Source organism: Paenibacillus sp. FSL R7-0302 (genome assembly GCF_038006885.1).
GTDB lineage: Bacteria > Bacillota > Bacilli > Paenibacillales > Paenibacillaceae > Paenibacillus_AQ.
Genome location: NZ_JBBOWB010000001.1, coordinates 3,616,052 through 3,642,077 on the forward strand (window position 1 = coordinate 3,616,052; position 26,026 = coordinate 3,642,077).

At 54.0% G+C, this 26,026-nt stretch carries 26 protein-coding genes; 12 read left to right on the plus strand and 14 right to left on the minus strand.

The window, feature by feature from the left end; all coding sequences use genetic code 11:
- Positions 1-127 precede the first annotated feature (127 nt).
- Complete coding sequence (gene arfA, locus MKY96_RS15920; protein WP_340941571.1) at positions 128-1,636, plus strand: arabinosylfuranosidase ArfA; 1,509 nt, start codon at positions 128-130, stop codon at positions 1,634-1,636.
- A gap of 18 nt (positions 1,637-1,654) precedes the next feature.
- Here the strand turns inward: arfA and MKY96_RS15925 are convergent, their stop codons facing one another.
- From MKY96_RS15925 to MKY96_RS15935, 3 genes are all read right to left on the minus strand, one after another.
- Complete coding sequence (locus MKY96_RS15925) at positions 1,655-2,344, minus strand: LrgB family protein (RefSeq protein WP_076073978.1); 690 nt, start codon at positions 2,342-2,344, stop codon at positions 1,655-1,657.
- Entirely contained in the window at positions 2,341-2,757 is a 417-nt protein-coding gene (locus MKY96_RS15930; RefSeq protein ID WP_036695124.1) for a CidA/LrgA family protein, read from the minus strand. The genes MKY96_RS15925 and MKY96_RS15930 overlap by 4 nt, the downstream gene beginning before the upstream one ends.
- Before the next feature lie 261 nt (positions 2,758-3,018).
- On the minus strand, positions 3,019-3,705 hold the full coding sequence (locus MKY96_RS15935) for an NAD(P)H-dependent oxidoreductase (protein ID WP_340941573.1): 687 nt from the start codon (positions 3,703-3,705) through the stop codon (positions 3,019-3,021).
- A gap of 150 nt (positions 3,706-3,855) precedes the next feature.
- On the opposite strand from MKY96_RS15935, the gene MKY96_RS15940 reads away from it, so the two are divergent.
- Positions 3,856-4,242 carry a winged helix-turn-helix transcriptional regulator gene (locus tag MKY96_RS15940; protein WP_340941575.1) on the plus strand — a complete coding sequence of 129 codons (387 nt, stop codon included), beginning with the start codon at positions 3,856-3,858 and terminating at the stop codon, positions 4,240-4,242.
- 60 nt (positions 4,243-4,302) lie between these two features.
- Here the strand turns inward: MKY96_RS15940 and MKY96_RS15945 are convergent, their stop codons facing one another.
- Positions 4,303-4,677: a YkvA family protein gene (locus tag MKY96_RS15945; RefSeq protein WP_340941576.1), complete on the minus strand. Its 375-nt coding sequence runs from the start codon at positions 4,675-4,677 to the stop codon at positions 4,303-4,305.
- A gap of 111 nt (positions 4,678-4,788) precedes the next feature.
- Positions 4,789-5,751: an acetylxylan esterase gene (locus MKY96_RS15950; RefSeq protein ID WP_340941578.1), complete on the minus strand. Its 963-nt coding sequence runs from the start codon at positions 5,749-5,751 to the stop codon at positions 4,789-4,791.
- 120 nt (positions 5,752-5,871) lie between these two features.
- Here MKY96_RS15950 and MKY96_RS15955 point away from each other — a divergent pair, with 120 nt between their 5' ends.
- Positions 5,872-6,690 carry a sugar phosphate isomerase/epimerase family protein gene (locus MKY96_RS15955; RefSeq protein WP_340941580.1) on the plus strand — a complete coding sequence of 273 codons (819 nt, stop codon included), beginning with the start codon at positions 5,872-5,874 and terminating at the stop codon, positions 6,688-6,690.
- A gap of 123 nt (positions 6,691-6,813) precedes the next feature.
- On the plus strand, positions 6,814-7,896 hold the full coding sequence (locus MKY96_RS15960) for a glycosyltransferase family 4 protein (RefSeq protein ID WP_340941581.1): 1,083 nt from the start codon (positions 6,814-6,816) through the stop codon (positions 7,894-7,896).
- A gap of 111 nt (positions 7,897-8,007) precedes the next feature.
- Here MKY96_RS15960 and MKY96_RS15965 read toward each other — a convergent pair whose 3' ends face one another.
- The 4 genes from MKY96_RS15965 to MKY96_RS15980 form a co-directional block, all read right to left on the minus strand.
- Positions 8,008-9,240: an exo-alpha-sialidase gene (locus MKY96_RS15965; RefSeq protein ID WP_340941583.1), complete on the minus strand. Its 1,233-nt coding sequence runs from the start codon at positions 9,238-9,240 to the stop codon at positions 8,008-8,010.
- A 16-nt stretch (positions 9,241-9,256) separates the two neighbouring features.
- Positions 9,257-9,628 carry a hypothetical protein gene (locus tag MKY96_RS15970; protein WP_340941584.1) on the minus strand — a complete coding sequence of 124 codons (372 nt, stop codon included), beginning with the start codon at positions 9,626-9,628 and terminating at the stop codon, positions 9,257-9,259.
- Between the two features lie 172 nt (positions 9,629-9,800).
- Positions 9,801-10,115: a hypothetical protein gene (locus MKY96_RS15975; RefSeq protein ID WP_340941587.1), complete on the minus strand. Its 315-nt coding sequence runs from the start codon at positions 10,113-10,115 to the stop codon at positions 9,801-9,803.
- A gap of 90 nt (positions 10,116-10,205) precedes the next feature.
- Positions 10,206-10,610 carry a hypothetical protein gene (locus MKY96_RS15980; protein ID WP_340941589.1) on the minus strand — a complete coding sequence of 135 codons (405 nt, stop codon included), beginning with the start codon at positions 10,608-10,610 and terminating at the stop codon, positions 10,206-10,208.
- 180 nt (positions 10,611-10,790) lie between these two features.
- Here MKY96_RS15980 and MKY96_RS15985 point away from each other — a divergent pair, with 180 nt between their 5' ends.
- Positions 10,791-11,555 carry an SGNH/GDSL hydrolase family protein gene (locus MKY96_RS15985; protein ID WP_051478358.1) on the plus strand — a complete coding sequence of 255 codons (765 nt, stop codon included), beginning with the start codon at positions 10,791-10,793 and terminating at the stop codon, positions 11,553-11,555.
- A gap of 49 nt (positions 11,556-11,604) precedes the next feature.
- On the opposite strand, the gene MKY96_RS15990 is transcribed toward MKY96_RS15985, so the two are convergent.
- On the minus strand, positions 11,605-12,702 hold the full coding sequence (locus MKY96_RS15990) for a glycosyltransferase family 2 protein (RefSeq protein WP_340941590.1): 1,098 nt from the start codon (positions 12,700-12,702) through the stop codon (positions 11,605-11,607).
- A gap of 185 nt (positions 12,703-12,887) precedes the next feature.
- Here MKY96_RS15990 and thiD point away from each other — a divergent pair, with 185 nt between their 5' ends.
- Entirely contained in the window at positions 12,888-13,700 is an 813-nt protein-coding gene (gene thiD / locus MKY96_RS15995; RefSeq protein WP_340941592.1) for a bifunctional hydroxymethylpyrimidine kinase/phosphomethylpyrimidine kinase, read from the plus strand.
- A gap of 114 nt (positions 13,701-13,814) precedes the next feature.
- On the opposite strand, the gene MKY96_RS16000 is transcribed toward thiD, so the two are convergent.
- Both MKY96_RS16000 and MKY96_RS16005 read right to left on the minus strand, forming a co-directional pair.
- Positions 13,815-14,720: a hypothetical protein gene (locus MKY96_RS16000; RefSeq protein ID WP_209875639.1), complete on the minus strand. Its 906-nt coding sequence runs from the start codon at positions 14,718-14,720 to the stop codon at positions 13,815-13,817.
- A 109-nt stretch (positions 14,721-14,829) separates the two neighbouring features.
- Entirely contained in the window at positions 14,830-15,663 is an 834-nt protein-coding gene (locus tag MKY96_RS16005) for an AraC family transcriptional regulator (RefSeq protein ID WP_340941593.1), read from the minus strand.
- Between the two features lie 120 nt (positions 15,664-15,783).
- On the opposite strand from MKY96_RS16005, the gene MKY96_RS16010 reads away from it, so the two are divergent.
- A complete protein-coding gene (locus MKY96_RS16010; RefSeq protein ID WP_340941595.1) occupies positions 15,784-17,244 on the plus strand; it encodes an alpha-L-fucosidase in 1,461 nt (486 codons plus the stop codon).
- 21 nt (positions 17,245-17,265) lie between these two features.
- On the opposite strand, the gene MKY96_RS16015 is transcribed toward MKY96_RS16010, so the two are convergent.
- Positions 17,266-18,087 (minus strand): AraC family transcriptional regulator, encoded by an 822-nt coding sequence (locus MKY96_RS16015; RefSeq protein WP_340941596.1) that lies wholly within the window; start codon positions 18,085-18,087, stop codon positions 17,266-17,268.
- A gap of 132 nt (positions 18,088-18,219) precedes the next feature.
- Here MKY96_RS16015 and MKY96_RS16020 point away from each other — a divergent pair, with 132 nt between their 5' ends.
- The 3 genes from MKY96_RS16020 (at position 18,220) to MKY96_RS16030 (ending at position 23,252) form a co-directional block, all read left to right on the plus strand.
- Positions 18,220-21,333 carry a glycoside hydrolase family 2 TIM barrel-domain containing protein gene (locus MKY96_RS16020; RefSeq protein WP_340941597.1) on the plus strand — a complete coding sequence of 1,038 codons (3,114 nt, stop codon included), beginning with the start codon at positions 18,220-18,222 and terminating at the stop codon, positions 21,331-21,333.
- 293 nt (positions 21,334-21,626) lie between these two features.
- Entirely contained in the window at positions 21,627-22,172 is a 546-nt protein-coding gene (locus MKY96_RS16025; protein ID WP_340941598.1) for a MerR family transcriptional regulator, read from the plus strand.
- Positions 22,173-22,277: 105 nt separating this feature from the next.
- Complete coding sequence (locus MKY96_RS16030) at positions 22,278-23,252, plus strand: phosphotransferase (RefSeq protein ID WP_340941599.1); 975 nt, start codon at positions 22,278-22,280, stop codon at positions 23,250-23,252.
- A 10-nt stretch (positions 23,253-23,262) separates the two neighbouring features.
- Here the strand turns inward: MKY96_RS16030 and MKY96_RS16035 are convergent, their stop codons facing one another.
- Complete coding sequence (locus tag MKY96_RS16035) at positions 23,263-24,006, minus strand: glycoside hydrolase family 16 protein (protein WP_340941600.1); 744 nt, start codon at positions 24,004-24,006, stop codon at positions 23,263-23,265.
- Between the two features lie 173 nt (positions 24,007-24,179).
- On the opposite strand from MKY96_RS16035, the gene MKY96_RS16040 reads away from it, so the two are divergent.
- Both MKY96_RS16040 and MKY96_RS16045 read left to right on the plus strand, forming a co-directional pair.
- Positions 24,180-25,076: an ABC transporter permease gene (locus tag MKY96_RS16040; protein ID WP_340941602.1), complete on the plus strand. Its 897-nt coding sequence runs from the start codon at positions 24,180-24,182 to the stop codon at positions 25,074-25,076.
- Positions 25,077-25,111: 35 nt separating this feature from the next.
- Positions 25,112-25,996, plus strand: a complete 885-nt coding sequence (locus MKY96_RS16045) for a carbohydrate ABC transporter permease (RefSeq protein WP_340941603.1) — start codon at positions 25,112-25,114, stop codon at positions 25,994-25,996.
- The last annotated feature ends 30 nt before the right edge of the window (positions 25,997-26,026 follow it).

The window sequence follows — 26,026 nt, forward strand, 5'->3', positions numbered from 1 at the left end:
AATTAGTTATTAAGTTAATCCTGAAATTAGTTATTGCTTAGTATACCCCGTAATTCGTATCATGTAATCATAAACGGGCTTGAACGATTAGCTATTATATTAATCTAATACAAAGGAGCTTCTAACTATGAGCATTCAATCCAAGATGATTGTCGACAAAGACTTCAAGCTGGCCGAGGTAGATCCAAGGCTGTACGGTTCCTTCATTGAACATCTGGGCCGGGCCGTCTATGGCGGAATCTATGAGCCGGGACATCCTACCGCTGACGAGAACGGGTTCCGCAGCGATGCCCTCCAGGCTATCAAGGCACTACGCGTACCGATCATCCGTTATCCGGGGGGCAACTTCGTATCCGGTTATAACTGGGAAGACGGCGTTGGACCCAAGGCGGAACGGAAGCGCTCTCTTGAACTTGCCTGGTGGGTTACAGAGACTAACCAGGTAGGCACGAATGAATTCGCCGATTGGGCCAAGCTGGCCGGTTCTGAAGTGATGATGGCAGTGAACCTGGGCACACGCGGAATCGACGCAGCAAGGAATCTCGTTGAGTACTGCAACCATCCCTCCGGCTCTTACTGGAGTGACCTGCGGATCTCTCATGGCTACAAGGCGCCGCACAACTTCCGCACCTGGTGTCTGGGCAATGAAATGGACGGTCCATGGCAGATCGGAGCCAAGACTGCCGTCGAATACGGAAGACTCGCCAATGAGACCGCCAAAGCGATGCGCTGGGTAGATCCTTCCCTGGAGCTTGTCGCCTGCGGCAGCTCGGGCAGCAATATGAGCACTTTTGCCGAATGGGAAGCTACAGTCCTGGATCTCACCTATGATAATGTCGATTTCCTCTCGCTGCACACTTACTACAATAACAATGATGGGGATACAGCGAATTTCCTGGCCCAATCGCTTGATATGGATCAGTTCATCGACAGCGTAGCAGCAGTATGTGATTATATCAAGGCCAAGAAGAAAAGCAAGAAAAAGATTTACCTGTCCCTCGATGAATGGAATGTCTGGAAATCGCAGGGCTCTAGCCGTGCCGAGCAGCACTGGCAGATTGCACCGCCTGAATTCGAGGATGTCTATACCCTGGAGGATGCGCTGGTGGTGGGCTGCTGCCTGATCAGCCTGCTCAAGCATGCAGACCGGGTCAAGATGGCCTGTATCGCCCAGCTCATTAATGTCATTGCCCCGATTATGACGGAGGACGGCGGACCGCTCTGGCTGCAGACCACTTATTATCCTTACATGCATGCCTCCATCTACGGCCGGGGAACAGTGCTGCACCCGCTGATTACAAGTTCGAAATATGATTCCAAGGATTTCACCGACGTTCCATATCTGGAAGCGGTCAGTGTATACAATGAGGAGCTGAACGAGGTTACTGTGTTTGCAGTGAACCGCCATCTGAGCGAAGGCATGGAGCTGGCGGTTGATCTGCGGAGCTTCGGCGCTGTAGAGGTTATTCAGCACACGGTTCTTGAGCATGAGGATCTTCAGGCGGCCAATACCCGCTCCAACCCGTCGAATGTGCTTCCGCACAACCGGGGAACAGCAGCCGCAGACGGCGGCCGGGTGAGCGCAATGCTTCCGGCTGCTTCCTGGAACGTAATCCGGCTGCGGGTGAACGGCTGATTACTGATTGCTGCAAGCTCAATGGTACATGATCCAGGCGACTAGCGGTCCGGCGATGGAGCCGACAATCGCGCATACGGTCATGGCTACAGAGCTCATGGAGACTGACTCCTCGCCGTATTCCAGTGCTTTGGCTGTGCCGAGGGCATGGGAAGCTGTGCCCAGGCCAATGCCGATCCCCGACTCGCTGCGGATTCTGAACAGCTTGATAATGTAGGGGCCGCCAATCGCTCCCGTGAAGCCGGCAACCATCACGAACACGGAGGTCAGCGATGAATCTCCGCCGAGATTGCTGGAGATCTGGATCGCTACAGCGGTGGTAATCGACTTGGGCAGAATGGACAGCACGTACAGCTTGGAGAAGCCGAGTCCGGCTGCCATCAGCAGCCCGCTGAACATTCCGACCATAAGTCCGGTGACCGTTCCGCCGAGAATGGCGGGGAGATTCTTCCACAGTACATGCCGCTGTTTGTATAAGGGATAAGCCAGCGATACTACCGCTGGTCCCAGCAGGCGGTTAATCCAGTCGCCGCCGATCATATAAGTCTCATAAGAGATATGGAAGCCCATGAGCAGCACAACAACCGTGAACGTTGCCGTCAGTGCGGGCAGGAGGACAGGAAGACGGTAGCGTCTGTACAGCATGGACATGACCAGATAGATCACAACGTTCATCAGCACGAAACCAATGGCCAGCAGAATTCTCATGCTTCCTTCCCCTTCCCGTGGAGATTACGGGCACGGTACGTCCGGCGTGTTAACCGTTTGACGCTGCGGGCAGCAATCCACTGGCTGGAATGTGCTGTAACAACCATGGTCAGCACACTGCTGATGACAAGAATACCTATCAGGAGCAAGCCTCTTCCGCTGAAGATATCCAGATGGTTCATAATGCCTGCGGTGGCCGGGATGAAGAACATGGGCAGATACGCCAGAATAAAGGACGAGCCGTTCTCGATCAGCTTCACGGGCACAATCTTTAGCAGCAGCAAGACGAAGAGCAGCAATAGTCCCACGATACTGCCTGGAATCGGCAAATGCAGCAGCTCTTGCAGATAGTCTCCGGCCAGGAAGAACACATACAGCAGGCAGACCTCGGCGATAATGCGGATGATTTTCATAATGCAGGAATCCCTTCAATCTTGAAATGACGATCTTAAGCAGCTGCTTACCGGCAGCAAATTGACCTCCTAAGAGTAGCAGAATTTTCAGTAAATTTTCAATAAGTTTTCGACTCTTCTATGTACTTTCATAATGGTGCAAGCGGAAGCAGGAACTGACGCAGAATCTCCAGATTGCAAAAAGAAACGGATGATGCCCGGAGGGCTGCATCCGTTTCTTTTTAGATTCTCAGTACGTTCTCCTGCCCGTTGACGCCTCCCTTAGACCCACTCCACCACCTGCGAAGCGGTCCGCCGGGTCTTGGCACGCGGCTCGCCGGTACGGTAGCCGAAGGCTACCATGCAGGCCAGCCCGAAATGTTCAGGGTCCATAATCCCCTCGTCGGCCAGAAGCTGCTCCATCTTCAGCTTATCGAAGCCTTCAATCGGACAGGAATCGACGCCGATCAGCGCGGCTGCGGTCATCATATTGCCAAGGGGCAGATACGTCTGACGCGCCCCCCACTCGAAGATCGCCCGCTCATTGCCAGCCAGGCCGAAATCGTTTTTCAGGAATGCGCCGAAGACCCGCTGCTTGCCCTCTGCAATCTCAACCGGCAGCTTCTGCACCTCTGACATCATACTCTGAATATATTCTGAGTCAGCTGCCAGATCACGCGGCTGTCTGGCCAGAATAAGCACGAAATGGCTTGCGGTCGGAAGCTGCTTCTGAGCTCCCCAGGCGTACGGCAGCAGCTTTTGCCGGAGCTCCGGGTTCTGGACCACTACAAATTTCCAGGGTTCGAAGCCGAACGAGCTCGGTGACAGACGTCCCGTCTCCAGAATGAAGCCGAAATCCTCCCCGCTGATTTTTCTGCTGCTGTCGAATTCTTTGGTCGCATGTCTGTACTCATAGGCCGCCAAAATCTGCTCTTTCGTGATTTGAGTTGCTGTGCTTGTGTTCTCCATCCTCCATACTCCCTTTCTGTGTACCGTTCATGATAAGGAATTGACGTTTTCCTGTTCCCATGCCTATAGTAATGGATATACAACACATTTAGAAGTACGCACATTTATGTGATGTAGTATACAAAATGATACTAAGGAGCGTGTTCAGTGATGCGCGACCGTAAAGGCGGTTTCGGCACCTGCCCGGACGCCAAGGGCCCTGCTTGTCCTGTAGAATTCACCCTTGATGTTATCGGCGGCAAATGGAAGGGTGTGCTCTTGTACCATATGATGGATTCCACCGTCCGGTTCAATGAATTCCGCCGCATCTGCCCCGGCATCACCCAGCGCATGCTGACCCTGCAGCTCCGCGAGCTGGAGGAGGATGGCGTTGTACACCGTGAGGTCTATCATCAGGTGCCGCCGAAGGTCGAGTACTCCTTGACTGATTTCGGCCGGTCTCTGATTCCGATCATCAAGCTGATGAGAGATTGGGGTCTGGAGTACCAGGCGAAGCAGCAGACTTCAGAGCGTCCAGCTATAGACACCGGAGTGTAGCAGAGCGCATAGAATAGGGATGCAGCAACCCGCTGCATCCCTTCGCTATCTTCCAGCCTATTATGAATCTTCGAAAAAATCCTCCGCCTTCTGCTTATGCTCCTCCTTGACCTGTCCGGCAATAGCCCGGATGCCCGCCGCCATGACGGCAGCATCGTCTGTGAAGCCCAGGCCGATCAGCGCATCGGGAATAGCATCGATCGGAGAAATGAAATACGCCAGCGCTCCAAAGGCAATCCCTTTCGCCCATAGCGGTGTTTTGGCATCCATAGCACAGTAGTACATGGCTATCGCTTCTCTGGTGAAGGGGATTTTACCGGCGGCTTTCCTGGTTTTGCTCCAGAAGCTCTTCTTCACCAGCTCCTCATTCTTCTTGTCATACTCAAAGCTCTCCACCAATACTCCCGCCGGCAGCTTACCTGTCTGATTGTCCATCTGTAATTCCCTCCCGGTGATTAGACTGCCTTCACATGACCTCGCGCCAGCCCTTACTATATCATCACACCATTCCCTTGCTGCTAATCACTGTAGCCTGTACCGCTTCTCTTAGGAGCCCAGATGCTCCTGGAAGAACAGTGCCGTCTGTCTGCGCTGGAATTCGCTCACCTCATGCCCGGAGAACGGATAATCCTTAATCTCCTTAGGCGACTCTATCCGGTTATACGCGGCATAGATCGTCTCCGGCATACATACCGTATCCTTCCAGCCTACAGACATCAGGACAGGGACAGTGAAGCGGTGAGCCAGATTAACGATGTCGAAAAAGGCCAGATGCTCCAGCACACGCTCCAGGTGCTCCGGATAGCGCTTCAAGTATTCCGCGATCTCTGTAAGTGAGCTGGTGGAATTCAGCACACCGAAATCCAGCCGGCACAGATTAGGAATATCGGCGGCTACCGCAGCCACGCGGCGGCTAAGCGCCCCTGCCAAGAGAGCGATCCCCCCGCCCTGGCTGGCTCCTGTAATCGCAATGCGCGCCGGATCAACCCCTGGCAGCTGTGCTGCCGTCTCAATGGCCCGGACGGTATCTATAGCTAACGCCAGATAATAGGATTGCTCCTTCTCCAGCAACCCCTGGGTAATCCAGCCTCTGACAATGCCATGCTCCTGCGGCAGCAGATTGCCCGTCTCGCCTAGCTGTCCACGAACATCTACGGCGAGGACAGTGTAGCCAAGCAGCAAGAAATGTGCGTAACGCTCGGGATATCCCCGGTCTCCGGTATAACCTGGAAAGGTCACAACACACGGCCGGTCTCCAGTGTTCTCTGTATCACCGGCAGGCTGGATATACCAGGCATTGATCGTAGTCTCCCCATAGCTCATGTAGCTGACCTTACTCACCTTCATGCCCGGATAGGGGGTCTCTTCAGGGGTGAGGGTCACCTCCAGCGGCTGCTCTTCATCTTCCGCGAGCAGCTCATTCCAGAATTCATCAACCGTCTCCCGGTCCAGAGTCGGCTCTGGACGGCAGTTCTCAAGCTCTTGCTTACGCGCTTCTATTGCATTCATCTCAATTCCTCCTGTTGTGCATGCACTCTTTAACCTTGCATGTCTATGTAAGCGTCATTAATATTATAGATATAAATTCATAGAATTCCAAAGGAGTTGTTTATTATTCGTTACGGAACGTTGGCGCATACTGCCGGCTGCCTGCCGCTTAAGGAATTGACCTCCGCTCTTCAGACCTACAATATTGATTTCGTACAGCTCGCTCTGTCCAAAGCCATACAGGATATCGACCTCTCCCCGGGCAAGCTGAGTCCTGGACTAGCCTCCTATATCGGTGAGCAATTCGACAGGGCCGGTATCCGCATTGGCGTGCTTGGCTGCTACATCAATCCGATCCACCCCGATCCTGCGGTCCGCCGGGCGGAGATCGACCGCTTCAAGGAGCATCTGCACTATGCCCGCCTGTTCGGTGCCCCTATGGTCGCCACGGAGACGGGAGCACTCACGACCTTCCAGGAGCTTGATCCTTACCGCTATGAGGAGCTCGGCTGGGATGCCCTTAAGGCAACGATTGAGGAGCTGGCAGAGGAGGCGGAGAAGTGGGGCGTATTCTTAGGGCTTGAAGGCGTCAGTACCCATACCCTGTCCTCTCCAGCCAAAATGCGGCGCATCCTCGACGAGGTGCCTTCCAGCTCCATCGGTGTCGTATTCGACCCGTGCAACCTGATCGGTGAAGAGGTTCATCTCCAGGATGAGATCGTCGATCAATCCTTCAGCCTGTTCGGCGACCGGATCATCCTCGCCCATCTCAAAGGAATCTATGAAGACGGCGGACGCATTCGTCACGGCGCTCCCGGAGCCGGACTGTTCCACACCGCTGAGTTCCTGAACAAGCTTGAGGCGCATAAGCCGATGATCGATGTCTCGCTGGAGGATGTCACCAGCCTGGAGATCCGGGACACTGTGAATCTGCTGCGCAATCTGCGCAAATCGTTATAATCCGGCCATAACCCCATTTCCTCCAAAAGTACCGCTTAGCGGTACTTTTCGCTTTTCACTGAATAAAATAGTATACCTATCGCATTTTTGCAGGGCGATTGTACAGAAAGGAAGGGATCACAGATGCGGTTCACTTTCCCCATTCTTACCTTAAGCCATGGCGGGGCACAACGCATGCTCGTGGAGCTTACGAACGGTCTTACGGCCCGGGGCCACCAGGTTGTGATTGTCATGCCGCTGGGAGGGGATGTTTCCTATGACGTCCGTTCCACTCTGCTGATTACCGACTACCCGCTGCTCCGTGAATCCGATTTTCCGGTCAGTGATATCATCGTCTCCAACTTCTACACTACGGTTCCGGTCTCACAGGCAGCCAGCCTGAGCGGCAAAGGCATGCATATCCGCCTTTCTCTATGCTATGAACCTCTTTTTCTCCCGCAGAGCGAGATATCCTTCCCCTCTTACCACATTACCGATAAACTAATTGTCCTCTCCAGATGGCAGCAGGAGTTGATTAGGCTCAGTCACGGCATCAGCGGAAGCATTGTACCGGTAGGGATCAGCGCTTCATTCCGAAATATGAATATCCGCAAGGAGCTTCAGGAGCCGCTGAATATTACAGCGATTCTGCGCAAGGTGGAGCACGGCTTCTCCTGGCACCGCGAGCAGGATTATCTGGTGAATCAGCTGGATATCGTGAAGCAGAACTTCCCGTGGGTCAATATCAATTTCATCAGTCCGCCGGATGAATGCTTCACTTCTGATACACTGAGAAGAATGATGGATAGCGGCAAATACCGCTTCTTCACGCCGCTCAATGACGAGGAGCTATGCTATCACTATAACGGTGCTGATATTTTTGTCAGCTCCAGCATTTTCGACACCGGCTCATTGCCCGGGCTGGAGGCGATGCGCTGCGGGGCGGCGGTAGTCTCGGTATACTCGGGAGGAAATCTGGAGTATGCCCGCCATGAGGAGAACTCCTTGTTGTCCTACCGGTATGAGAACCGGCTTGCGGCGGATGTGATGCGGCTCATTCAAGATCCCGTACTCCGGAACCGGATCGCCGCGCGCGGTGAGAGCGATTCAAGATCATGGACCTGGGAGAACAGTGTCAAAATCATGGAACGGACGGCCGCTGCTTTTTTAAAGGGGAACGGTGCGGGTAAAGCGCAGTTCAACCGCCCTTTTGCAGAGAACGGCTAGGCAGCTCCGAAGAACGAAGACGATAGATGCGTAGAATAGCAAGTCCAACAGGCCCGGCTTGGAGAAACCCGCCGGACCTGTTTTTATAAGAATAAGCCGTTCCCTACCCTCTCAATTGCCGAAGATAACATCCTGCTTGTTCAGCCGCGTATCATTCCATACCGCAGCCAGCGTATCCGGGAATATAGTAGCTGCGGTAATATAGTCACCAATCAGCTCAGTGGGAATCGGAGAATTGCCGTTCGGATTCGTGGATACATCCGACACCCTCCGGTTGGCGAAGGACAAGCCGCTGTTGTTAGACTCCGCCACAAACACATCCAGCAGGAAGCCGTCCAGCCGGTTGGTATAGTAGATCACCCGCACCGTCCCTGTGGTAGGTGATACCGTAATCGAAGGCGAGAAATTCTGCGACCCCGCCGGGGCCCCGGTGATGCTCACGGGAGCGGACCACAGCAAGCCGTCCGGAGAACGCGAGAAGAAGATATCGGCATAGCCCAGCCGGAAATCATTCCACACCGCATAGACAAAACCGGCAAAGGGGCCGTTCGAGATGTCTGCTCCAAGCGCTAGATTCGTCTGTACTCGGAAGTTATAGTTCGGAACAGGCAGCGGGCTGGGTACAGGAACAGTACTTGCCAGAAAGGTCGCTCCCCGGGTGACCGGGGGATTGAAGCTGACTCCCCCATCCTGAGAGACACGGATATAGGCATATTTGGGTCCTGGACCAAGCTGGATAAACCCCACATAGACCTCGCCTGCCAGTCCGACAATGAGTGCAGCCCGCTCCAGATCTCCCCGGGGATCTGAAACGCGCTGCGGCGGCTCCCAGCTCAGCCCCTGATCCACAGAACGCTGGAAAAAAATCGCTGCATTGGTTCCCAAATAGAACAGCGGGGTGTAGCCTACGTATGCATTTCCCCGGTAAGGGCTGGACGGTGAACGGTCTACAGCAAGAAATGGCTCATCATTATGGACGTACAGACCATAACCCCGCTGAACGATAACAGGGGGATTGAAGGTGAGTCCGTTGTCAAAGGTGGTGTACGTTGCAATCGTCCCGTCATTAAAATCATTAAAAAAGTGGACAGCGATGATAAAGGTATTGGGAAAGGTATAGTCAATGGTCGGCGCTTCCGCGCTCATGAAGCCCGGTGCCTGCGGCAAAATTGTAGATGACCAAGTGGCCCCGCCATCCACCGACCGGTAGAATCCGGTCAGAGCTGTTCCAGTGCTGGAATCCACTGCTACCGCACATAGAATGTTGGGGTCCAGCTCATTTACCGCAACCGATGGCTCAATATGGTTCCCTGGCAATCCAGCTGTAACGTTGACGTTCGCCAATAGACATCATCCCTTTTCAAGTGTTAATGATCGTCAGCCTGTCAATGTATGTAAGCTCTGGTTGAACAATTCGCCCGATACTGTTGCCCGCGGCATCCAGTGCAAACACATTTACAATCGTGTTCACCGCACTGTAATAATTAATTTGGGCTTCATAATAGCTCGCGGCATTTACCGAATACGTCTGGACCACCAGCTGCTGGGGATTCACTTGAAATAAAGCTTCGCCTACGGGCACCCGTGTGAAATTGTTACCCAGGAAATGAAAAATCTGCAAATTGATATTAATCGCTACGATAATAGAATCATTCAGGCAGGAAATTTGAATCCGGTCGATATGTGACGTTCCGGCAGACGGATTATAGACCGCTCCCGTGGTATAGGGCATAAATTCCGTTCTCCTTCCATTTTTCCTTAAACCGGCGTCTTCTTCCTCCCTTCCATTGTGCGAACTCCTCCAATTCCATGTATATGTATCGCTTTATTTGTCCAATGAGAGAATATTCATTCTATAGATTTCCAGCCAAAAAAACCGGGAAGTGCCGCTCCCCGGCGTCAGGTTAAGAGACGGATAAGCCCGAGAATACCAGCGGGCCTATGATCTCGGGCGGATTCCCGGTGCCGATGGCGGACACAACGAGAGCATATCCGTAATAACCGGCAGGATTGCCGCTGTCTGTATAGGATAGATGAACGGCTTCATAGCTATTTCCGGTCCATGGGCTGGATCTTGCCGTGAAGATCTGCACCGCATTCCGCACGATGGTAAAAATCAGATTCGATGCATTGGGCGTATTGTTATAAAGACCAATCGTCGCATCAAGCAGGACTAAACCGTTCGTTCCGACAGACACCCCGAACTGTCCCAGAATCAAACTGTTAGGCAGTCTCCTTACGGGGAAAGAAGCGGATTGACTGAAGCTGGACGGAACACTTTTACCATAATCAACGATAGCCGCCATCGCTTACACCAGGGAGAGTCCCGAGAAATCTACGGGACCAATCAGATTGGCAGAGTTCAGTGTAGAGGAGTTCACTTGTGAAATCGTCAAGGTATAAGCGAAATATCCTGACGGAAAGTTAACATCCACATAAGTGAGACTTAGCGGAGCATACTGGCTCCCGCCGGGTGCCGTTGCCATCAGGGTAAACACGGGTGTTCCCGAACGAAGGATCGTAAGCAGCAGATTGGGATTGCCCAGCGTGGTCTGAACACCAATCGTGGCATTGAGCAGGACACTGCCGCCCTGTACGGTGGCAAGCCCGAATTCGGTCATTGTATAGCTTGTGGGAGACAGGGGAACAGGTATAGTGATCGATTGACTGAAGCTGGTGATTGCACTTCTGCTGAAATCAATAATTTGCGTCATCAACATGGCCTCCTGGTAACAAATTCACTCTCCATTATTCTATGGGGAATTCAGTCTGCTGACTGGACTAACAACAGGCGATTACAGCCCCCTAAGAAACCATGACATCTATACATAGGCACGGCTGCATGTATGGTTTACACTGATTGTATATACACTAGGGTTATCGGAGGCGGGAGCATGAACAGGAATGAGGAGCAGCAAGAGTCCATGGGGTCTCAGTTCAAATATATGGTCAGCGGGGATTCTATCTCCAAGGGCGTTGTGTATGACGAGACCCGAAGCAAGTATGTCATTCTGGAGGATAATTATGTATCCATGCTTCAGGGCAAGCTCAAGGGAGCTATGCGCAATACTGCCAGATTCGGCAATACGCTGATGAAGGGCTTCGGCAATCTGAAGCGGGATGTCCTGAAGGAGAAGCCGGATGTGGTGCTGATTGAATACGGCGGCAATGACTGTGACTACCACTGGAGTGAGATTGCGAGCAATCCCGAGGCAGAGCATAGTCCCAAGACAGATTTTCCGGCCTTCGAGCGGATGCTGGCTGATATGATCCATTTCCTGAAAAACCAGGGGATCACGCCAATCCTGATGAGTCTGCCTCCGCTGAATGCGGACAACTACTTCAAGTGGGTCAGCGGTAACAATCCCGATTCCGAAGTGAACATTATGAAGTTCCTCGGCAGCGTCACCAAAATCTACTGGTGGCAGGAGCGTTATAACTCCGCTATCCTCAAGGTCGCCGAGAGCACCAGGACCAAGATTATCGATGTCCGGGGCGCCTTCCTGCAGCAGCCGGATTACACCAAGTTCATCTGCCGGGACGGCATCCACCCCAACCGGGAGGGCCACCGGATTATCTACGACAAGGTGCTGGAATTCATCCGCATGAGTGAACCCCAGTTGCTGCTGGAGCCTGCGGCAATGCCTGGACATCCGTAGACAATAACAAGCGCTCCCCTGCCGAGGCAGGGGAGCGCTTGTTATGTGTTCAGGGCTGCTGCAAGGAGACATACTTGTCGCCCAGTAGCTTCTGGAAGTAATTCCGGTTATACAGCATGCTGGGATGGCCGGGGGAATGAAGCAGCGCAGTCTCATTATAGCGGTTGGCCCGTTCATGCTGGCCCAGCCGGTCATAGCAGAGCGCAAGCTGCAGATTCGGAATCCAGGTGGCGAAGGCCTCATTCTTCATCGCCATGGACTCCGCCTGTCCGGGCAGCTGAATAGCAAGCTCAAACCAGTAGATTGCCGGATGAAGCTGGCCCTTCTCCAGATGCCAGGCCCCTATCCGGCAGCAGCCTTCGGCACGCGGGGCATCATATTGCAGCGTGCGGGTGACCGCAGTGAAGGCTGCTTCCTTGTCCCCAAGCGCTTCCAGGCATTCGGCCAGCCGCAGGCAGGCCTGAATATTATCTTCAATCCAGCCCTGCCCGCCGCTGAGGAACAGCTCGTAATACCGGCAGGCCTCCCGGTGAATTCCGTGGTCGCGCAGCTCATTGGCGTAATAATATTGATCGCGCGCAGAGAAGCTCTCTCCTTCCGCTTCCCGTTTGCGGTAGATCTGCAGATTGCGGTCCGTGTACGCTTTATCCTTCTCATGGGTAACGCAGACGGTACTTGCCAGCGACGGGCCGTACACCTCCAGATATTCATGCACCGGACCGATCCAGCGGAACCCGCACGACCGGCGGACCAGCCGGTTGCGCCGCAAGGAGGTCGTCACCCTCCCCTCCCCGTCAAAAGCGAGATTATACTGCATATTCACACTGTCCACCTGCTCCGGCAGCGAAGACTTCAGCACCCTGAACAGCGCCTGATCCTCTTCTCTCAGATAGTCGTCCGCATCCAGCCAGAAGATATAATCCCGGGTCGCCTTGCTGAAGGCGTAATTACGGGCAGCGGAGAAATCGTCAATCCAGGTAAAATCATAAATTGCGGCTCCAAAGGCACCGGCAATCTCCTTGGTGCGGTCTGCCGATCCCGTATCTACAATGACGATCTCATCGACCAGCCCTTCCACCGAAGCCAGGCAGCGGGGCAGGCTCTTCTCCTCATTGCGGACAATCATGCATAAACTGATCTCAATCATGGCAGCCTCCTGAATATATAATCCACTAGACTACCATGATATGCAGTGCAGCAGCCGGCAAACCCATGCTCTCACCCAAGGGCAGCGGTGCGTTTTTGGAGCTTATACTTTTTTTGCGGACTAAGCCGATGATTTTTGTTATAATAAGCAGCATACTATTTATATACAAGAAGGGGACGTTACCTTTGTCAAAAATCATTAAGACATTAACCATTGCCGGCAGTGACTCCAGCGGAGGCGCAGGCATTCAGGCAGACCTCAAAACCTTTGAGGAATACGGTACTTACGGCCTTAGTGCCCTGACTACCATTGTAACGATGGACCCTGACCGGGGCTGGCATCATAATGTATACCCTGTCGATGCTGCCATCGTTGCCGAACAGCTTAAGACAATCTTCGCCGGCGGTCCTGTGGATGCCATGAAGACTGGTATGCTCGGCAGTGTGGACATTGTTAAGGTTACTGAACAGGCCCTGAAGAGCAACAAGCAGACCAATGTCGTGATCGATCCGGTTATGGTATGTAAAGGCGAGGATGAAGTACTGAACCCGGAGAGTGCAGATGCCATCCGCGATCTGCTGCTGCCGCTGGCTACGGTGGCTACTCCGAATCTGTTCGAAGCCGGAGTGCTCTCGGGTCTCGGCAAGCTGACTACGCTTGATCAGATGAAGGAAGCTGCCCGCCTGATCCATCAGCTCGGCACCCGGAATGTTGTCGTCAAGGGCGGCAAGGCGCTGGGCGGCGACAAGGCGATTGATATCTTCTTCGACGGCAGCGAATACCTCGTCCTGGAGACTGCGAAGATCGAGCCTGCCCATAACCATGGAGCGGGATGCACCTTCGCCGCAGCAATTACCGGCGGACTGGCTAACGGCTTGTCGGTGAAGGATGCTGTGGTGAAGGCGAAGGATTTCGTATCCGCCGCCATCCGCAATGGCTATGCGTTCAATGAGTATGTCGGTCCTGTATTCCATGGGGGCTACCGCTTAGAGCAGTAAGACCAGACCCTTAACAAGCATATAATAGAGCAATAGGCATACCAAAAACCTCTCTTCCTGATGACTGTCCGGTCCATCGGTGAAGAGAGGTTTTTGGTGTACTGTGTATCCTGCTTACTTAACGGGCGGCTCCTCCGCAATATGCTTCACGAACGCCAGCATCTTATCTTTGTCCTTGTCATTCAGTACACCGATAATGATGGATTTCGCATTATAATTGATAGGCAGCTCTGAGATGAACGGAGATTTCAGAATATCTACACCATACAGCTCATTCTTGCCCGTGTCCTCATTGACTCCCCACTGCATGCGGGTATCGTCAGCGGCAAGCTTCCCGTCCGCTGTGATCGGCTCCAGATTCTGGAATCCGGTCTGTCCCCCGATCCACTTGACGGTGGCCTCATCCAGAATGAGGATATCCGGCCGGTTCGCCGCCAGCTCCACAACTGCCTTTTGCATATAATTCATATCCAGCGAGTCGGAGCCTTCGCCCGTTCTGGGCAGATAAGTCATCACCGTCTCCACCCGCTTCCATTCCGGATAAGCCGCGATGATCGCCTTCTCCAGCTCCTCGGTCTTGCCGCTGGTATCCGTAACTCCGAAGCTGCCGATGAACATAATCTTAGCATCTACTGGCGGCAGAGAAGCCAGATATTGTCTATGCTGGTAATTGTCATAGAGGGCCTTCCCGCCAAAAATCACTACCAGCAGCCCGATAATGCCGAGGATCACATGTGTCCGGTATAGCCGCATGAAGGTCTCCCACTTGCTTGCCGTACCGGAGAAGCGTCCATACTTGGCAAGCCGCTCGTCTTCAGCCTTCTGGATCTCCTGCTCATCCCAGGTATCGAGAATCAGCTTGTACGCCCGGAAATCCGCTTCGTAGGCTGCTATCTCTTCCTCTGTGGTCAGGGCGCGTCTTCGCTTCAGGAGCAGATCGAACCGCTTGTTCAGTTCCTCTCTGGTTACGGTTTCAGGTAATCCTAACTGTACATACGCTTGCTTCAGGTTCTCGTTCACATTGAATTCTCCTTTGATATGGATGATGCCGTAGTTCTATATTAACAGACTTCACCCTGTATTCTCCACTCGCGCTATAGACGGGCAGCAATGCTCTGTTTCAGAAGCACTACAGCATCCCTCCGCTCTTTTGTTTCCTGAATTCGGTGGGCGTAAGCCCGGCATGCTTCTTGAACTGCTTGGAGAAATAGAACAGATCGCCGAAGCCCAGCTGATCGGCAATCGCGCTGACCGAACCGGAGGTGGTGGTCAGCAGCTCTTTGGCCTTTTCAATCTTTTGCCGGGTAATGTACTGGATGGGGGGCACGCCGATCTGCTGCTTGAACAGGCGCATGAAGTAGTTCGGGTGCATGTATGCAATCTCGGCAAGATCATGAATGCTCATATTCTGCTCGATATTCTCCGCGATATAATCCAGGACAGCCGTCAGCTTCCGGGCCGCCCCGAGATTCTTATAAGAGAGCTCATCCAGCTTGAGATTCATCAGGTAATAGGACATCAGCTCAAGTAGTTTGCTTCTCGCCAGCAGCGGGGCGTAGACCGCGTCAGATCTGGCACTGTCGGTGATCCCCTTGAACGCCGCCTCAACCGCAGCAGAATTCTCAGGAAGACAGACATGGCTCAGCTCAAGCACACGGAACAGGTTCATCTGCCCGACCTTGGCACTGAAATGACACCAGTATTTGAGAAAGGGGCGTTCGCTGATGCAGGCATAGGATTGCCTCACACCCTCCGGCATTAGAATCAGCTCACCCGGCTGCGGATAATACTCCTTATCCCCGATCTTCAGCCAGCCTTCTCCGCCAATTATGTAATAGAATTTGCTGTAATCCGGAGTGTAGTCCAGATCCTTCCAATCCATAGAGCATTCGTTATAGTCGGCTACAATCAGGTCAACCTTGAGATTGGCCAGGTAGCTGGTAAGCAGATTGTGGGAGTCCATGGGACAGACCGCCTTAAAGGTTATTTTTGTACATCAAAAAGTTAGCACCGTACATTCTTACCCGCCCTGCCGCCCGGTACAATAAAGGCATTACTTCATACACAGGGAGATGACTGGCTCATGATGAACACAACTGATTATCTGCAGGTTATTGTCGAGACGATTAAGAACGGCCCTTACAAGGCGAATTGGGAATCGTTAAGCGCCTATGAGGTGCCGCAGTGGTACCGCCAGGCCAAATTCGGGATCTTCATTCACTGGGGGCTGTATTCGGTTCCGGCCTTCAGCAATGAGTGGTATTCACGCAATATGTACATTCAGGGCACGAAGGAATATGAGCATCATCTGGCAGTCTACGGAAACCACAAGACGTTCGGGTACAAGGACTTCATTCCCCTGTTCACAGCGAAGCAGTTCGATCCGGCCGGGTGGGCTGCATTATTCAAGGCCTCCGGCGCCAGATATGTCATTCCCGTGGCAGAACACCATGACGGCTTCCAGATGTATAAAAGCGCTGTCTCTCATTATAACACTTATGACATGGGTCCCGGACGGGATATTCTCGGCGAGCTGAAGGCGGCCTTCGCAGAGCAGGAACTGGAGCTGGGCGTCTCCTCCCACCGTGCGGAGCACTGGTTCTTCATGTCCCACGGCAAGGAATTCGACTCCGATATCCGCGAGCCGCTTGTCCGCGGCGACTTCTACTGGCCGGCCATGCCGGAACCGGATCATCATGATCCCTACGGCTCTCCCCCATCCGGAGAGTATCTGGAGGACTGGCTGATCCGCTGCTGCGAGCTGGTCGATCAGTACCAGCCCAAGATTTTTTACTTCGACTGGTGGATTGAGAATGCGGCCTTCCGGCCCTATCTGCAAAAGTTCGCGGCCTACTACTACAATCGCGCGGCAGAGCGCGGAATGCCGGCTGCTATTAATTATAAGCATGATGCCTTCATGTTCGGCAGTGCGGTCCCCGATGTCGAGCGCGGGCAATTCGCCGAGCTGAAGCCCTTCTTCTGGCAGACAGATACGGCGGCAGCACGTAATTCATGGTGTTATACGGAGAATAACGACTACAAATCCGCCGCAGAAATCATCCGCGACCTGGTCGATATCGTCAGCAAGAACGGCAATCTGCTCCTGAACGTAGGGCCCAAGGCCGATGGCAGCTTCGCAGAGGAGGACCAGGCGATTCTGACGGCCATCGGCAGCTGGCTGGGAACAAACGGAGAAGCGATCTATGATACCTCCTTCTGGCGCACCTTTGGGGAAGGGCCTACACGTATTGAAGAAGGACAATTTACCGATGGCCAGGCCAAAACGTTCACACCGGAAGATATCCGCTTCACTGTAAAAGGCAGCTGCCTGTATGCAACCGTCCTGGTGTACCCGGAGGATGGTATCGTGCGCATCCAGTCGCTCCGGGAGAAATCCCCCTGCTTCGAGGGAATCCTGAGGGACATTACAGTCCTCGGTTTCAGTGAGCAGCCCTCCTGGGAACGGGATACTGAGGCCTTAACGATCCGTACCACTACGGTCACAAGCGCCTTGCCGGTTGTGTTTAAGCTGGAGCTTGTGTGAGCTATCTATGAAGCCGCTCCTCTAGTCCAATCCATGCAGACCTCTCCACTCTTCCGGCTGCATGCCGGTAATCCGTTTGAAGACAGCGCAGAAATAGCTGACATTCTCGAAGCCGGCCCGCTGGGCGATTTCATAGATCCGCTGCCCCCGGCTGCTGAACATCAGCTGCTTGCTCCGGTTGACCCGCTGCTTGTTAATATAGGCCACCGGCCGTTCACGGACGGTCCGCTGGAACAGCCGGCACAGATACTGCGGCGAGACTGACGCCACTTCGGCCAGCTCCTTCAGCAGCAGCGGGCGGTGCAGGTGAAGCTCAATATATTGCAGGACCGGCTTCATCCGCGCAAGCTCATTGTCCTCATTCGAGGCCGGAAGCAGGCTGCGCTTCAGATCGAGCAGCAGGGCATACAGCAGCTTGGAACGCTCCATGTTGTCCTGAAGCTCATTGCCGCAGGAGAGCGTAAGCATCTCCTCAAGCGGAGCAAGGATGGATTCTGCTCTGAGGCGTCCCACCCCGGACTCCCGTATTCCGGCGTAGAGCAGCATCTGGGCTGCTTCTCTTCCGTTGAAGGAGATCCAGGCCAGCTCCCATTCGCGGGTAAGCGGCGTATAAGAGTGGGGCACATCCGGGTAGAGACAGAAGATATCACCCGCCTCGGCAATATAGGTTTTCCCCTTGATATTCACTTCACCCTTGCCGCCGAGGACCTGGTGCAGCTGATAATCCGGGAAGCCCGCAGGCCGGGACATCTCCCCCTGATGCTCCCAATACCCGATGGTCATGGGATACAGGGGCAGCAGAAGCATATCTTCCATTTCGCAAAAGATCATCGTACTGTCCATAGCAGCCTCCCTCCAGATACAATCTGGCATCACTTAGTTTCATATTCTATTATATCTAAACAAAATCATTATATATACCCAGAACATTTCCCATCCTATAATATGAATATAACAATATAAGGAGATGTTAACTTGCGCAACAAACTCTCATATCAGCAGCCTGCCAACGGATATCCCGAATGGAACAATAATCCTGAGATTTTTCAATTGAACCGTATAGATGCCCACGCCTCCATGATGTCCTTCCCGGCAGCAGCCGACGCTCTGCAAGGGGATAAAGCGTCCTCATCCCGTTACCAGACGCTGAACGGAACATGGAAATTCGCGTTTGCCGAGACCCCGGATGCACGGATCAAGGACTTCTATAAGGCCGGATACGACGCTGCCGGCTGGGCAGATATCGCCGTCCCTTCCCACTGGCAGTTCCAGGGATATGATTATCCCCAATACACCAATGTACGCTATCCTTGGGAAGTATCCGAGCCGGATCTGAAGCCTCCCTTCGCTCCGACGGTATACAATCCGGTAGGCTCCTATATCCGTTCCTTCAGCGTTCCGCAGGATTGGGACGGACAGCCAGTGTTCCTCAGCTTCCAGGGTGTGGAATCCGCCTTCTATGTATGGGTGAACGGCGAACTTGCCGGATACTCTGAGGATACCTTCACACCATCAGAATTCGATATCACCGCCTACCTGCTTCCCGGTGAGAACAAGCTGGCCGTTGAAGTCTACCGCTGGTGTGATGCGAGCTGGCTGGAAGATCAGGACTTCTGGCGTCTGAGCGGAATTTTCCGCGATGTCTATCTCTACACTGCGCCTCCAGTACGGGTAGCCGACTTCTTCGTCCGCACCGAGCTGGACAAGAGCTTCACCGATGCGGAGCTGCAGGTCGACCTGACTCTGGAGAACTATTATAACCGGGTCATCGGGGCACACACCGTGGAAGTACAGCTCTACGACAGCAAGCAGCAGCCGGTATGGGCTGCGCCGGTGTCCGCCGGATTTGCTTTTGAACAAGAAGGAACTCAGCTGCTTAAGCTGTCCGCACCCGTGAAGAACCCGCTGAAATGGAGCGCGGAGAAGCCTAACCTCTACACCCTGCTGATTTCGGTGAAGGACGATCAGGGACAGCTGCTGGAAGCGCTCAGCTGCAAGACGGGCTTCCGGACCTTCGAGATCCGGGACGGCCTGATGAAGATTAACGGCAAACGGATTGTATTCAAGGGAACGAACCGCCATGAATTCTCCTGCGATACCGGCCGTGCGCTCTCCAAGGAAGATATGATCACCGACATTAAGCTGATGAAGCTGCACAATATCAATGCCGTGCGGACCTCCCACTATCCGAATCAACCGGTATGGTACGAGCTGTGCGACGAATACGGTCTCTATGTAATTGACGAGACGAACCTGGAGACACACGGCTCCTGGCAATACGGGCAGAAGGAGCTGCATGAGGGGAACGTTCCCGGCAGCCGCCCGGAATGGCGCGCGAACGTCATTGACCGCTGTAACTCCATGATGCAGCGCGACAAGAACCACACGTCCGTCATTATCTGGTCGCTTGGCAACGAATCCTTCGGCGGCGATAACTTCCTGGCCATGTATGACCACTTGAAGCAAGCTGACCCGACCCGTCCGGTGCATTATGAAGGCACTTATCATTACAGACCTTCGGACGCGGCCAGCGATATTGAATCGACGATGTACATCAAGCCGGATGAAGTCGTGGAGTACGCTCTCAGCAACCCGAAGAAGCCTTACATTCTGTGTGAATACAGCCATGCCATGGGCAACTCCTGCGGCGGCCTGCATCTGTACACGGAGCTGTTCGACAAATATGACAGCATTCAGGGCGGATTCATCTGGGACTGGGTGGATCAGGCGATCCGTACAACCACTCCTGAAGGGGTGTCTTATCTGGCTTACGGCGGGGATTTCGGGGAGAAGCCGCATGACGGCAACTTCAGCGGCAACGGGCTGCTGTTCGCGGACCGCAGCGTGACGCCTAAGCTCTACGAAGTGAAGAAATGCTATCAGAATATCACCATCACCGCACTGGATCTGAAGAGCGGAAGCTTCGAGGCCCGCAACAACTTCCTGTTCACGGATCTGGCAGACTATCAGCTGAGATGGACGCTGGCTCTGAACGGCGTAGCGGCCCAGGAAGGACAATTGCCGCTCTCCGCAGCGCCTGGCGAAGCAGCCGGCTTCACGGTTCCGCTGGATTCAGCGCTGCTTGAATCGGACAAGGAAGCTGTGCTTACAGTGTCGTTCGTTCAGGAGGGCGCAACCGCCTGGTCTGAGGCCGCGCATGAAGTTGCCTGGGAACAGTTCGTGTTAACCCCATATATTCCGTCCCGTAACCCGGAACTTTCGGGCGGCACCCTGCAAGTGAAGGAACAGGATGGCTTCGTGAACTTCGAGGGCAACGGATTCGCGCTTGCCTTCGAGACAGCAACCGGCGCGCTTGTCTCGCTGAAGTCCTCCGGGAAGGAGGTTCTCGTCGCACCGGCCAGACCTAACTTCTGGAGAGCTGTAACAGACAATGATCTGGGCAACAAGCATCCTGAGCGCTGTGCGATCTGGAAGGAAGCGTCCTACGAGCGTCAGCTGGCCCGGTTCAGCTGCCGTGTGGAAGGGGGCCTCGGCTTCGTGACCGCTGACTATCTGCTGGGTTCGCAGCCGCAGTCCACCCTGCGTGTTCATTACGAGATTCGTACGGATGGTTCAGTCGAGATTGTACAGGAGCTTAACCCGGGCAGCAGCGCCCTGCCGGAGATCCCGGAATTCGGGATGGTTTTCGAGCTGGACAGCAGCCTGGACACGGTCTCCTGGTACGGCCGCGGGCCGCATGAGAACTATTGGGACCGTAAGTCCGGAGCTCCGTTGGGGCTGTACACAGGCAAGGTCAGCGAGCAGTTCACGGATTACCTCCGCCCGCAGGAGTGCGGCAACAAGACGGATGTACGGTATGCTTCCGTCACCGCAGGACACGAAGGACACGGATTATCCGTGGAGGGCGCGCTGCCGCTTGAAGTCAATGCACTTCCTTGGTCTCCGGCTGAGCTTGAAGCCAGCGACCACGGCTACAAGCTGCCAGCCTCTGACAAAACCGTGCTGCGTGTCAATTACAAGCAAATGGGCGTGGGCGGCGATGACAGCTGGGGTGCGCCAACCCATGAGCAGTTCACGCTGCCTGCCAACCGTCCGTATACCTTCAAGTTCAAGCTCGCCCTGCTATAAACTGCCTTCTCCCTTAAGGCAACTCAGCACAATGTCTGTAACTAGCTGAAGAAAGCTTTCCATAATTGCCCGGAAGGGGGTTATGGAAAGCTTTTTCTTTGTTATAGATTCTACCTCTGGAGCTCTCCGGGGATACAATTATACTCTTCTGTATGTACACTGCTCTCTAGAGAGCAAGAATAGTCGTAATAACACTTTGCTTGGCGAATGAGCACTTCCTTTGTCACCTGTGCAGGGGGCCGCCGAAGAATAGCGAATAACTCATAGAAGACTACTACACCGGAGGGATTGAAATGGAAATTCTGAAAACAAAGGAAGCTGCGGAGCTGCTGTCCGTTAGCCAGACTACGATCAAACGCTGGGCGGCCATGTTCCCCGATTTCTTTCCAAAGGACCGTCTTGGACATTATACCTTCTCGGAGCAGCAAATCAGCCAGCTCAATCATATTAAAGACCGTATTAATCAGGGGGAAGCACTGGAAGGCATAGATCCGGATCTAACGAATGACAAGCTGCCAAGGGGCCCGCTGCAAGCGAATCCAAGCCTATCTACAGAAGGTGACCCTATGAATAAAATATGGTCCCGGATCGAGTATATTGAACACGCACTGGATCAAAAAGCGAGCGAGATCGTTTCGGTACAGCTGCTCCAGCAGCGTGCAGAGCTTGAGGATATGCGAGTAATGATTAAGCAATTATCCGCAACGCTGGAAACGATGCAGAAGCCCGGCAGTCCATCCCTCCCCCCGCATGAAGAGCTTTATCCGGTTGCCGCTGGCAGGCTGATGTCTCCACCAAGGAAGCGCGGTCTATTGCGCTCTTTTTTCCCATTTCTATAACCCTGTCTCTTTCAGCCTCTACTCCACCATTTTAAATCTGATGCTCTACTAGTGTGAATACTTCGCTAATCCAGCCTCTATATTATCCCGGTGAGGAGATATTGTATGTCAGACACCGCCGTAAGAATCCGAGATGATATCCTGGACTCCATCACAGAACAATTCGGGTTGCATGTCACTGAAGCGGTCCAGATTGATCAGGGCTTCCTGAATCTGAAGTGGAGGCTGGACAGTGATCAAGGCCGTCTGTTCGTGAAGCAGTACAGCAAGATCCGTTACCCTGAAGCCCTCACCCGCGGACTGGAAGTCTCCTTAAGCCATCAGGATCATCTGTACCGGGAAGGCCTTCCTGTTCCGAAGTTATTTTCGCACGCCGGAAATTATGTATTGAGAACGCCTTCACAGGAACGTTACGTGCTGATGACCTTGTGTGACGGGCACAGTATTGCCCCCGGCTCGGCCACGGAGCAGCAGATGTATTCGCTGGGCAGAGTAGTCGGCCGGATGCACAAGTTACTTAACGCTCAGCCTGCTTCGTTGCCGCTGTACTGGGAGGTCCGCAGCCAGGCGTCTATGGTGAGAAACTGGGAGGCACGCTATCATCAGGCTACCGCCCGGCAGAGCGAGGATACTCTATCGGCGCTTGAGCTTCAGCGGAGGATCATCGACCGGATAGACACCGGCATCTTCGCGGACTGCGAACGGGGCTGGGGGCACCGGGACCTGTTCGTGGATAATATACTGTTCAGCGCAGATCAGGTGGCGGCGATCCTTGACTTCGACCGGCTGCATTTCGTCTACCCGGAGTTCGATATAGCCCGGCCGATCCTCTCCTGCGCGTTATCTGAGGACGGAATCGGGCTGGACCGGGTACGGGCCTTCGTGACGGGCTACCGTGAATATACTCCCTTGCCTGCAAGTACACTCATCCGGTCACTGAAATTAACCTGGTGGAAGGAAGCCGAATGGATTGCTGTGCCTCAGCAGGATGAATTCCCGCCGCTCGTCCGCTTCCGTCAGGAGAATCATTGGATCGCAGCCAACTGGGACCGCTTGAATGATATTTTTGCCGGGATCTGAGGGATTGTCCTTAGCTCTGATACAGCCGGATGCCCGACACCGTCATTACCGCAGGCAGCGCAGCTTCATCTACCGCGACAGGGTCATACCATCCGCCAACGGCAAGATTAAGCAGCAGATAAAAGGGCTGGTCGAACGGCATCCCCGGCTCAAGCCGCCGCTCGGCATAGCAGTGCCCGTCCACCAGCCACCTCATGGAGCCTTCCTCCCATTCCAGCGTGTACTCCCGGAATTCGTTAATCGTCCCGCGCTCCAGCTCATGGGTGAATTCTTCCACGACCTTCCGCTCAAGATCCGGCCCATAATGCAGCGTTCCTGCTATGTGCCGGGGCAGGCGGCCCTTCGCCTCCAGGATATCGATCTCGCCGGAAGCGGGCCAGGGGCCGTAGGCCTGATCCTGCGGAAGCAGCCAGATGGCCGGCCAGATGCCCTGGCCTACCGGCAGCCTGGCGCGTACGACCAGCCTGCCGTAGCAGTAAGCGAAATGATCCCTCGTATCCATTCGTGCCGAGGTGTAAGCGAAGCTGCGGCCCTCATGCCGGGTCACCTCGCGGCGCGCACAGAGCTGCAGCCCCTCTGCGCCAATCGAGAGATTCTCCGGCCGCCCCGTATAGAATTGCTGCTCTCCATTCCCCCAGCCCGGGAAGATTGCATTTCCGTCATTGTCCAGCAGATCATTGCCCATGCGGATGTTCCATAGCTTCAAATCAGCAGTCCCCCCCTGGAAATCCTGCTCCCATACCAGTCTGTTCATCGTTTGGCACACTCCCTTCAGTTAATCACAGCATACTTAATTTCGGGGGCCGGTCAATGGAATCCAAAAAATTGGGATAGGGCCAATAATCATGGCCTTTTTTTCCGCCGGCCTTTTTCATACGATGAAGAAGGAAGGGGGTACAGTACATGTTCCACACCCGAACGGGACAAATGAAAGCGCTTCTTAGGCAGTGGCAGCTGCAAAGCATGGTGATCCCGGGCATTCTCTGGATGTTTATCTTTTGTTACATCCCCATGCTCTGGCTGATCATAGCCTTTATGGATTTCAGTATCGCGAAGCCTATGCTGGAATCTCCGTTTGTCGGGCTGAAGCATTTCCGCGATTTCCTGACAGATGACCGGTTCTGGCGCTCGATCCGCAACACCCTCGGGATGAGCAGCATCAAGCTCTTCCTCGGCTTCCCTATCCCTATTCTGTTCGCCCTGCTGCTGAATGAAATCCGCAGCCTCCGGTTCAAGCGCACGGTGCAGACCATCTCCTATCTGCCTCATTTCATCGCCTGGACGATCTTCGGGGGAATCGCGCTCAACTGGCTGGGCGAGGGCGGTGTCATTAACCAGCTGATGATGGCGCTGGGGCTTCAGGACCGGGATATTCTGTTCAACAGCGAGCCGCAGTACTTCTGGTGGATTACCTTCTTCACCGATACGCTGAAGGAGACCGGCTGGAGCGCCATTATCTACATAGCGGCCATAGCGGGCATTGATCCGGGGCTGTATGAAGCTGCCGAGCTGGACGGCGCGAACCGCTGGCAGCGGATGTGGCATATCACGGTGCAGAGCATCCGCCCGACCATTGCCATCCTCTTCATCCTCGCTGTGAGCGGCATTCTCGGCAGCAACTTCGAGCAGATCTTCATGCTGAAGAACAATATGAACATGAAGATGGCGGAGAGCCTGGACCTCTACATCTACAACATGGGACTGGTCTCCGGGCGCCATTCCTTCTCCACCGCCGTCCTGTTCGCCCGCTCGATTGTAGCGCTGGGACTACTGCTGTTAGCCAATCAGAGCTCCAAGAGGCTTACGGGGGACAGTATTTTTTAGAGCAGGATTCCATTTGGAAAGGAGACAACCGATTCATGGCAAGACGCGGAAGATTCCGGCGGATTGGCGCTTTCGAGATCGGCAATACGCTCTTGATGCTGGCCGTCTGCTTCCTGACGCTGTACCCGATGTGGTTCGTGCTCGTCAATTCGCTGAATTCGCCGGAGCAGGCTTCACTCGGCACCGTCAACTGGTTCCCCTCCGAGCTGTCGCTGGCCAGCTACAGTGTAGCTTTTAACGATAAGACCTTGATGAACGGGTTCTACATCACTACAATGCGCACGGTGATCGGAACAGTGGTGCATGTGCTCTTCACCGCAATCATCGCTTACGGAATCAGCAAGACGAATCTCATCGGCCGCAAGCTCTATCTCAAAATCTCTCTGATCACCATGCTCTTCTCAGGCGGGCTGATCCCCTCCTTCATTCTCATGACCAAGCTCGGCTTGTATGACAGCTTCTGGGTGTTCATCATCCCGTCCATGTATACTTTCTTTAATATGGTCATCTTCATGAGCTTCTTCCGTACCATTCCTGATAGCCTGGAGGAGTCGGCCAAGGTAGACGGCGCTTCGGATTACGGCGTGCTGTTCCGGATTGTACTGCCTAACAGCATGGCGGTCATTGCTACCATTGCGCTGTTCTCCGCCGTCTATCACTGGAATGATTATTATCAGGGTGTGATCTACATCCATTCCCAGGAGCTGCTGCCGCTACAGACCATGCTGTACAAAATCATCGCCGAGAACTCCATGTCCTTCATGCAGCAGCAGGCTATGGCCCAATTCGGTGCCCGTCTGCCCGGCAACTCCATCAAATTCGCCTCCATGATGGTGGCTACGCTGCCGATCCTGATCTTCTACCCCTTCATTCAGCGTTATCTGGTCAAGGGTGTGATGATCGGCGCGATTAAGGGATAACCGTAGGAAGTCTAACCACACCTAACCCGA

Excerpts from the sequence above, each read along its gene's own strand:
- arfA (WP_340941571.1), top strand. The coding sequence starts at position 128 with ATGAGCATTCAATCCAAGATGATTGTCGACAAAGACTTCAAGCTGGCC.
- MKY96_RS15925 (WP_076073978.1), bottom strand. The coding sequence starts at position 2,344 with ATGAGAATTCTGCTGGCCATTGGTTTCGTGCTGATGAACGTTGTGATC.
- MKY96_RS15930 (WP_036695124.1), bottom strand. The coding sequence starts at position 2,757 with ATGAAAATCATCCGCATTATCGCCGAGGTCTGCCTGCTGTATGTGTTC.
- MKY96_RS15935 (WP_340941573.1), bottom strand. The coding sequence starts at position 3,705 with ATGGAGAACACAAGCACAGCAACTCAAATCACGAAAGAGCAGATTTTG.
- MKY96_RS15940 (WP_340941575.1), top strand. The coding sequence starts at position 3,856 with ATGCGCGACCGTAAAGGCGGTTTCGGCACCTGCCCGGACGCCAAGGGC.
- MKY96_RS15945 (WP_340941576.1), bottom strand. The coding sequence starts at position 4,677 with ATGGACAATCAGACAGGTAAGCTGCCGGCGGGAGTATTGGTGGAGAGC.
- MKY96_RS15950 (WP_340941578.1), bottom strand. The coding sequence starts at position 5,751 with ATGAATGCAATAGAAGCGCGTAAGCAAGAGCTTGAGAACTGCCGTCCA.
- MKY96_RS15960 (WP_340941581.1), top strand. The coding sequence starts at position 6,814 with ATGCGGTTCACTTTCCCCATTCTTACCTTAAGCCATGGCGGGGCACAA.
- MKY96_RS15970 (WP_340941584.1), bottom strand. The coding sequence starts at position 9,628 with ATGCCCTATACCACGGGAGCGGTCTATAATCCGTCTGCCGGAACGTCA.
- MKY96_RS15980 (WP_340941589.1), bottom strand. The coding sequence starts at position 10,610 with ATGACGCAAATTATTGATTTCAGCAGAAGTGCAATCACCAGCTTCAGT.
- MKY96_RS15985 (WP_051478358.1), top strand. The coding sequence starts at position 10,791 with ATGAACAGGAATGAGGAGCAGCAAGAGTCCATGGGGTCTCAGTTCAAA.
- MKY96_RS15990 (WP_340941590.1), bottom strand. The coding sequence starts at position 12,702 with ATGATTGAGATCAGTTTATGCATGATTGTCCGCAATGAGGAGAAGAGC.
- MKY96_RS16005 (WP_340941593.1), bottom strand. The coding sequence starts at position 15,663 with ATGGACTCCCACAATCTGCTTACCAGCTACCTGGCCAATCTCAAGGTT.
- MKY96_RS16010 (WP_340941595.1), top strand. The coding sequence starts at position 15,784 with ATGATGAACACAACTGATTATCTGCAGGTTATTGTCGAGACGATTAAG.
- MKY96_RS16015 (WP_340941596.1), bottom strand. The coding sequence starts at position 18,087 with ATGGACAGTACGATGATCTTTTGCGAAATGGAAGATATGCTTCTGCTG.
- MKY96_RS16025 (WP_340941598.1), top strand. The coding sequence starts at position 21,627 with ATGGAAATTCTGAAAACAAAGGAAGCTGCGGAGCTGCTGTCCGTTAGC.
- MKY96_RS16030 (WP_340941599.1), top strand. The coding sequence starts at position 22,278 with ATGTCAGACACCGCCGTAAGAATCCGAGATGATATCCTGGACTCCATC.
- MKY96_RS16035 (WP_340941600.1), bottom strand. The coding sequence starts at position 24,006 with ATGAACAGACTGGTATGGGAGCAGGATTTCCAGGGGGGGACTGCTGAT.
- MKY96_RS16040 (WP_340941602.1), top strand. The coding sequence starts at position 24,180 with ATGAAAGCGCTTCTTAGGCAGTGGCAGCTGCAAAGCATGGTGATCCCG.
- MKY96_RS16045 (WP_340941603.1), top strand. The coding sequence starts at position 25,112 with ATGGCAAGACGCGGAAGATTCCGGCGGATTGGCGCTTTCGAGATCGGC.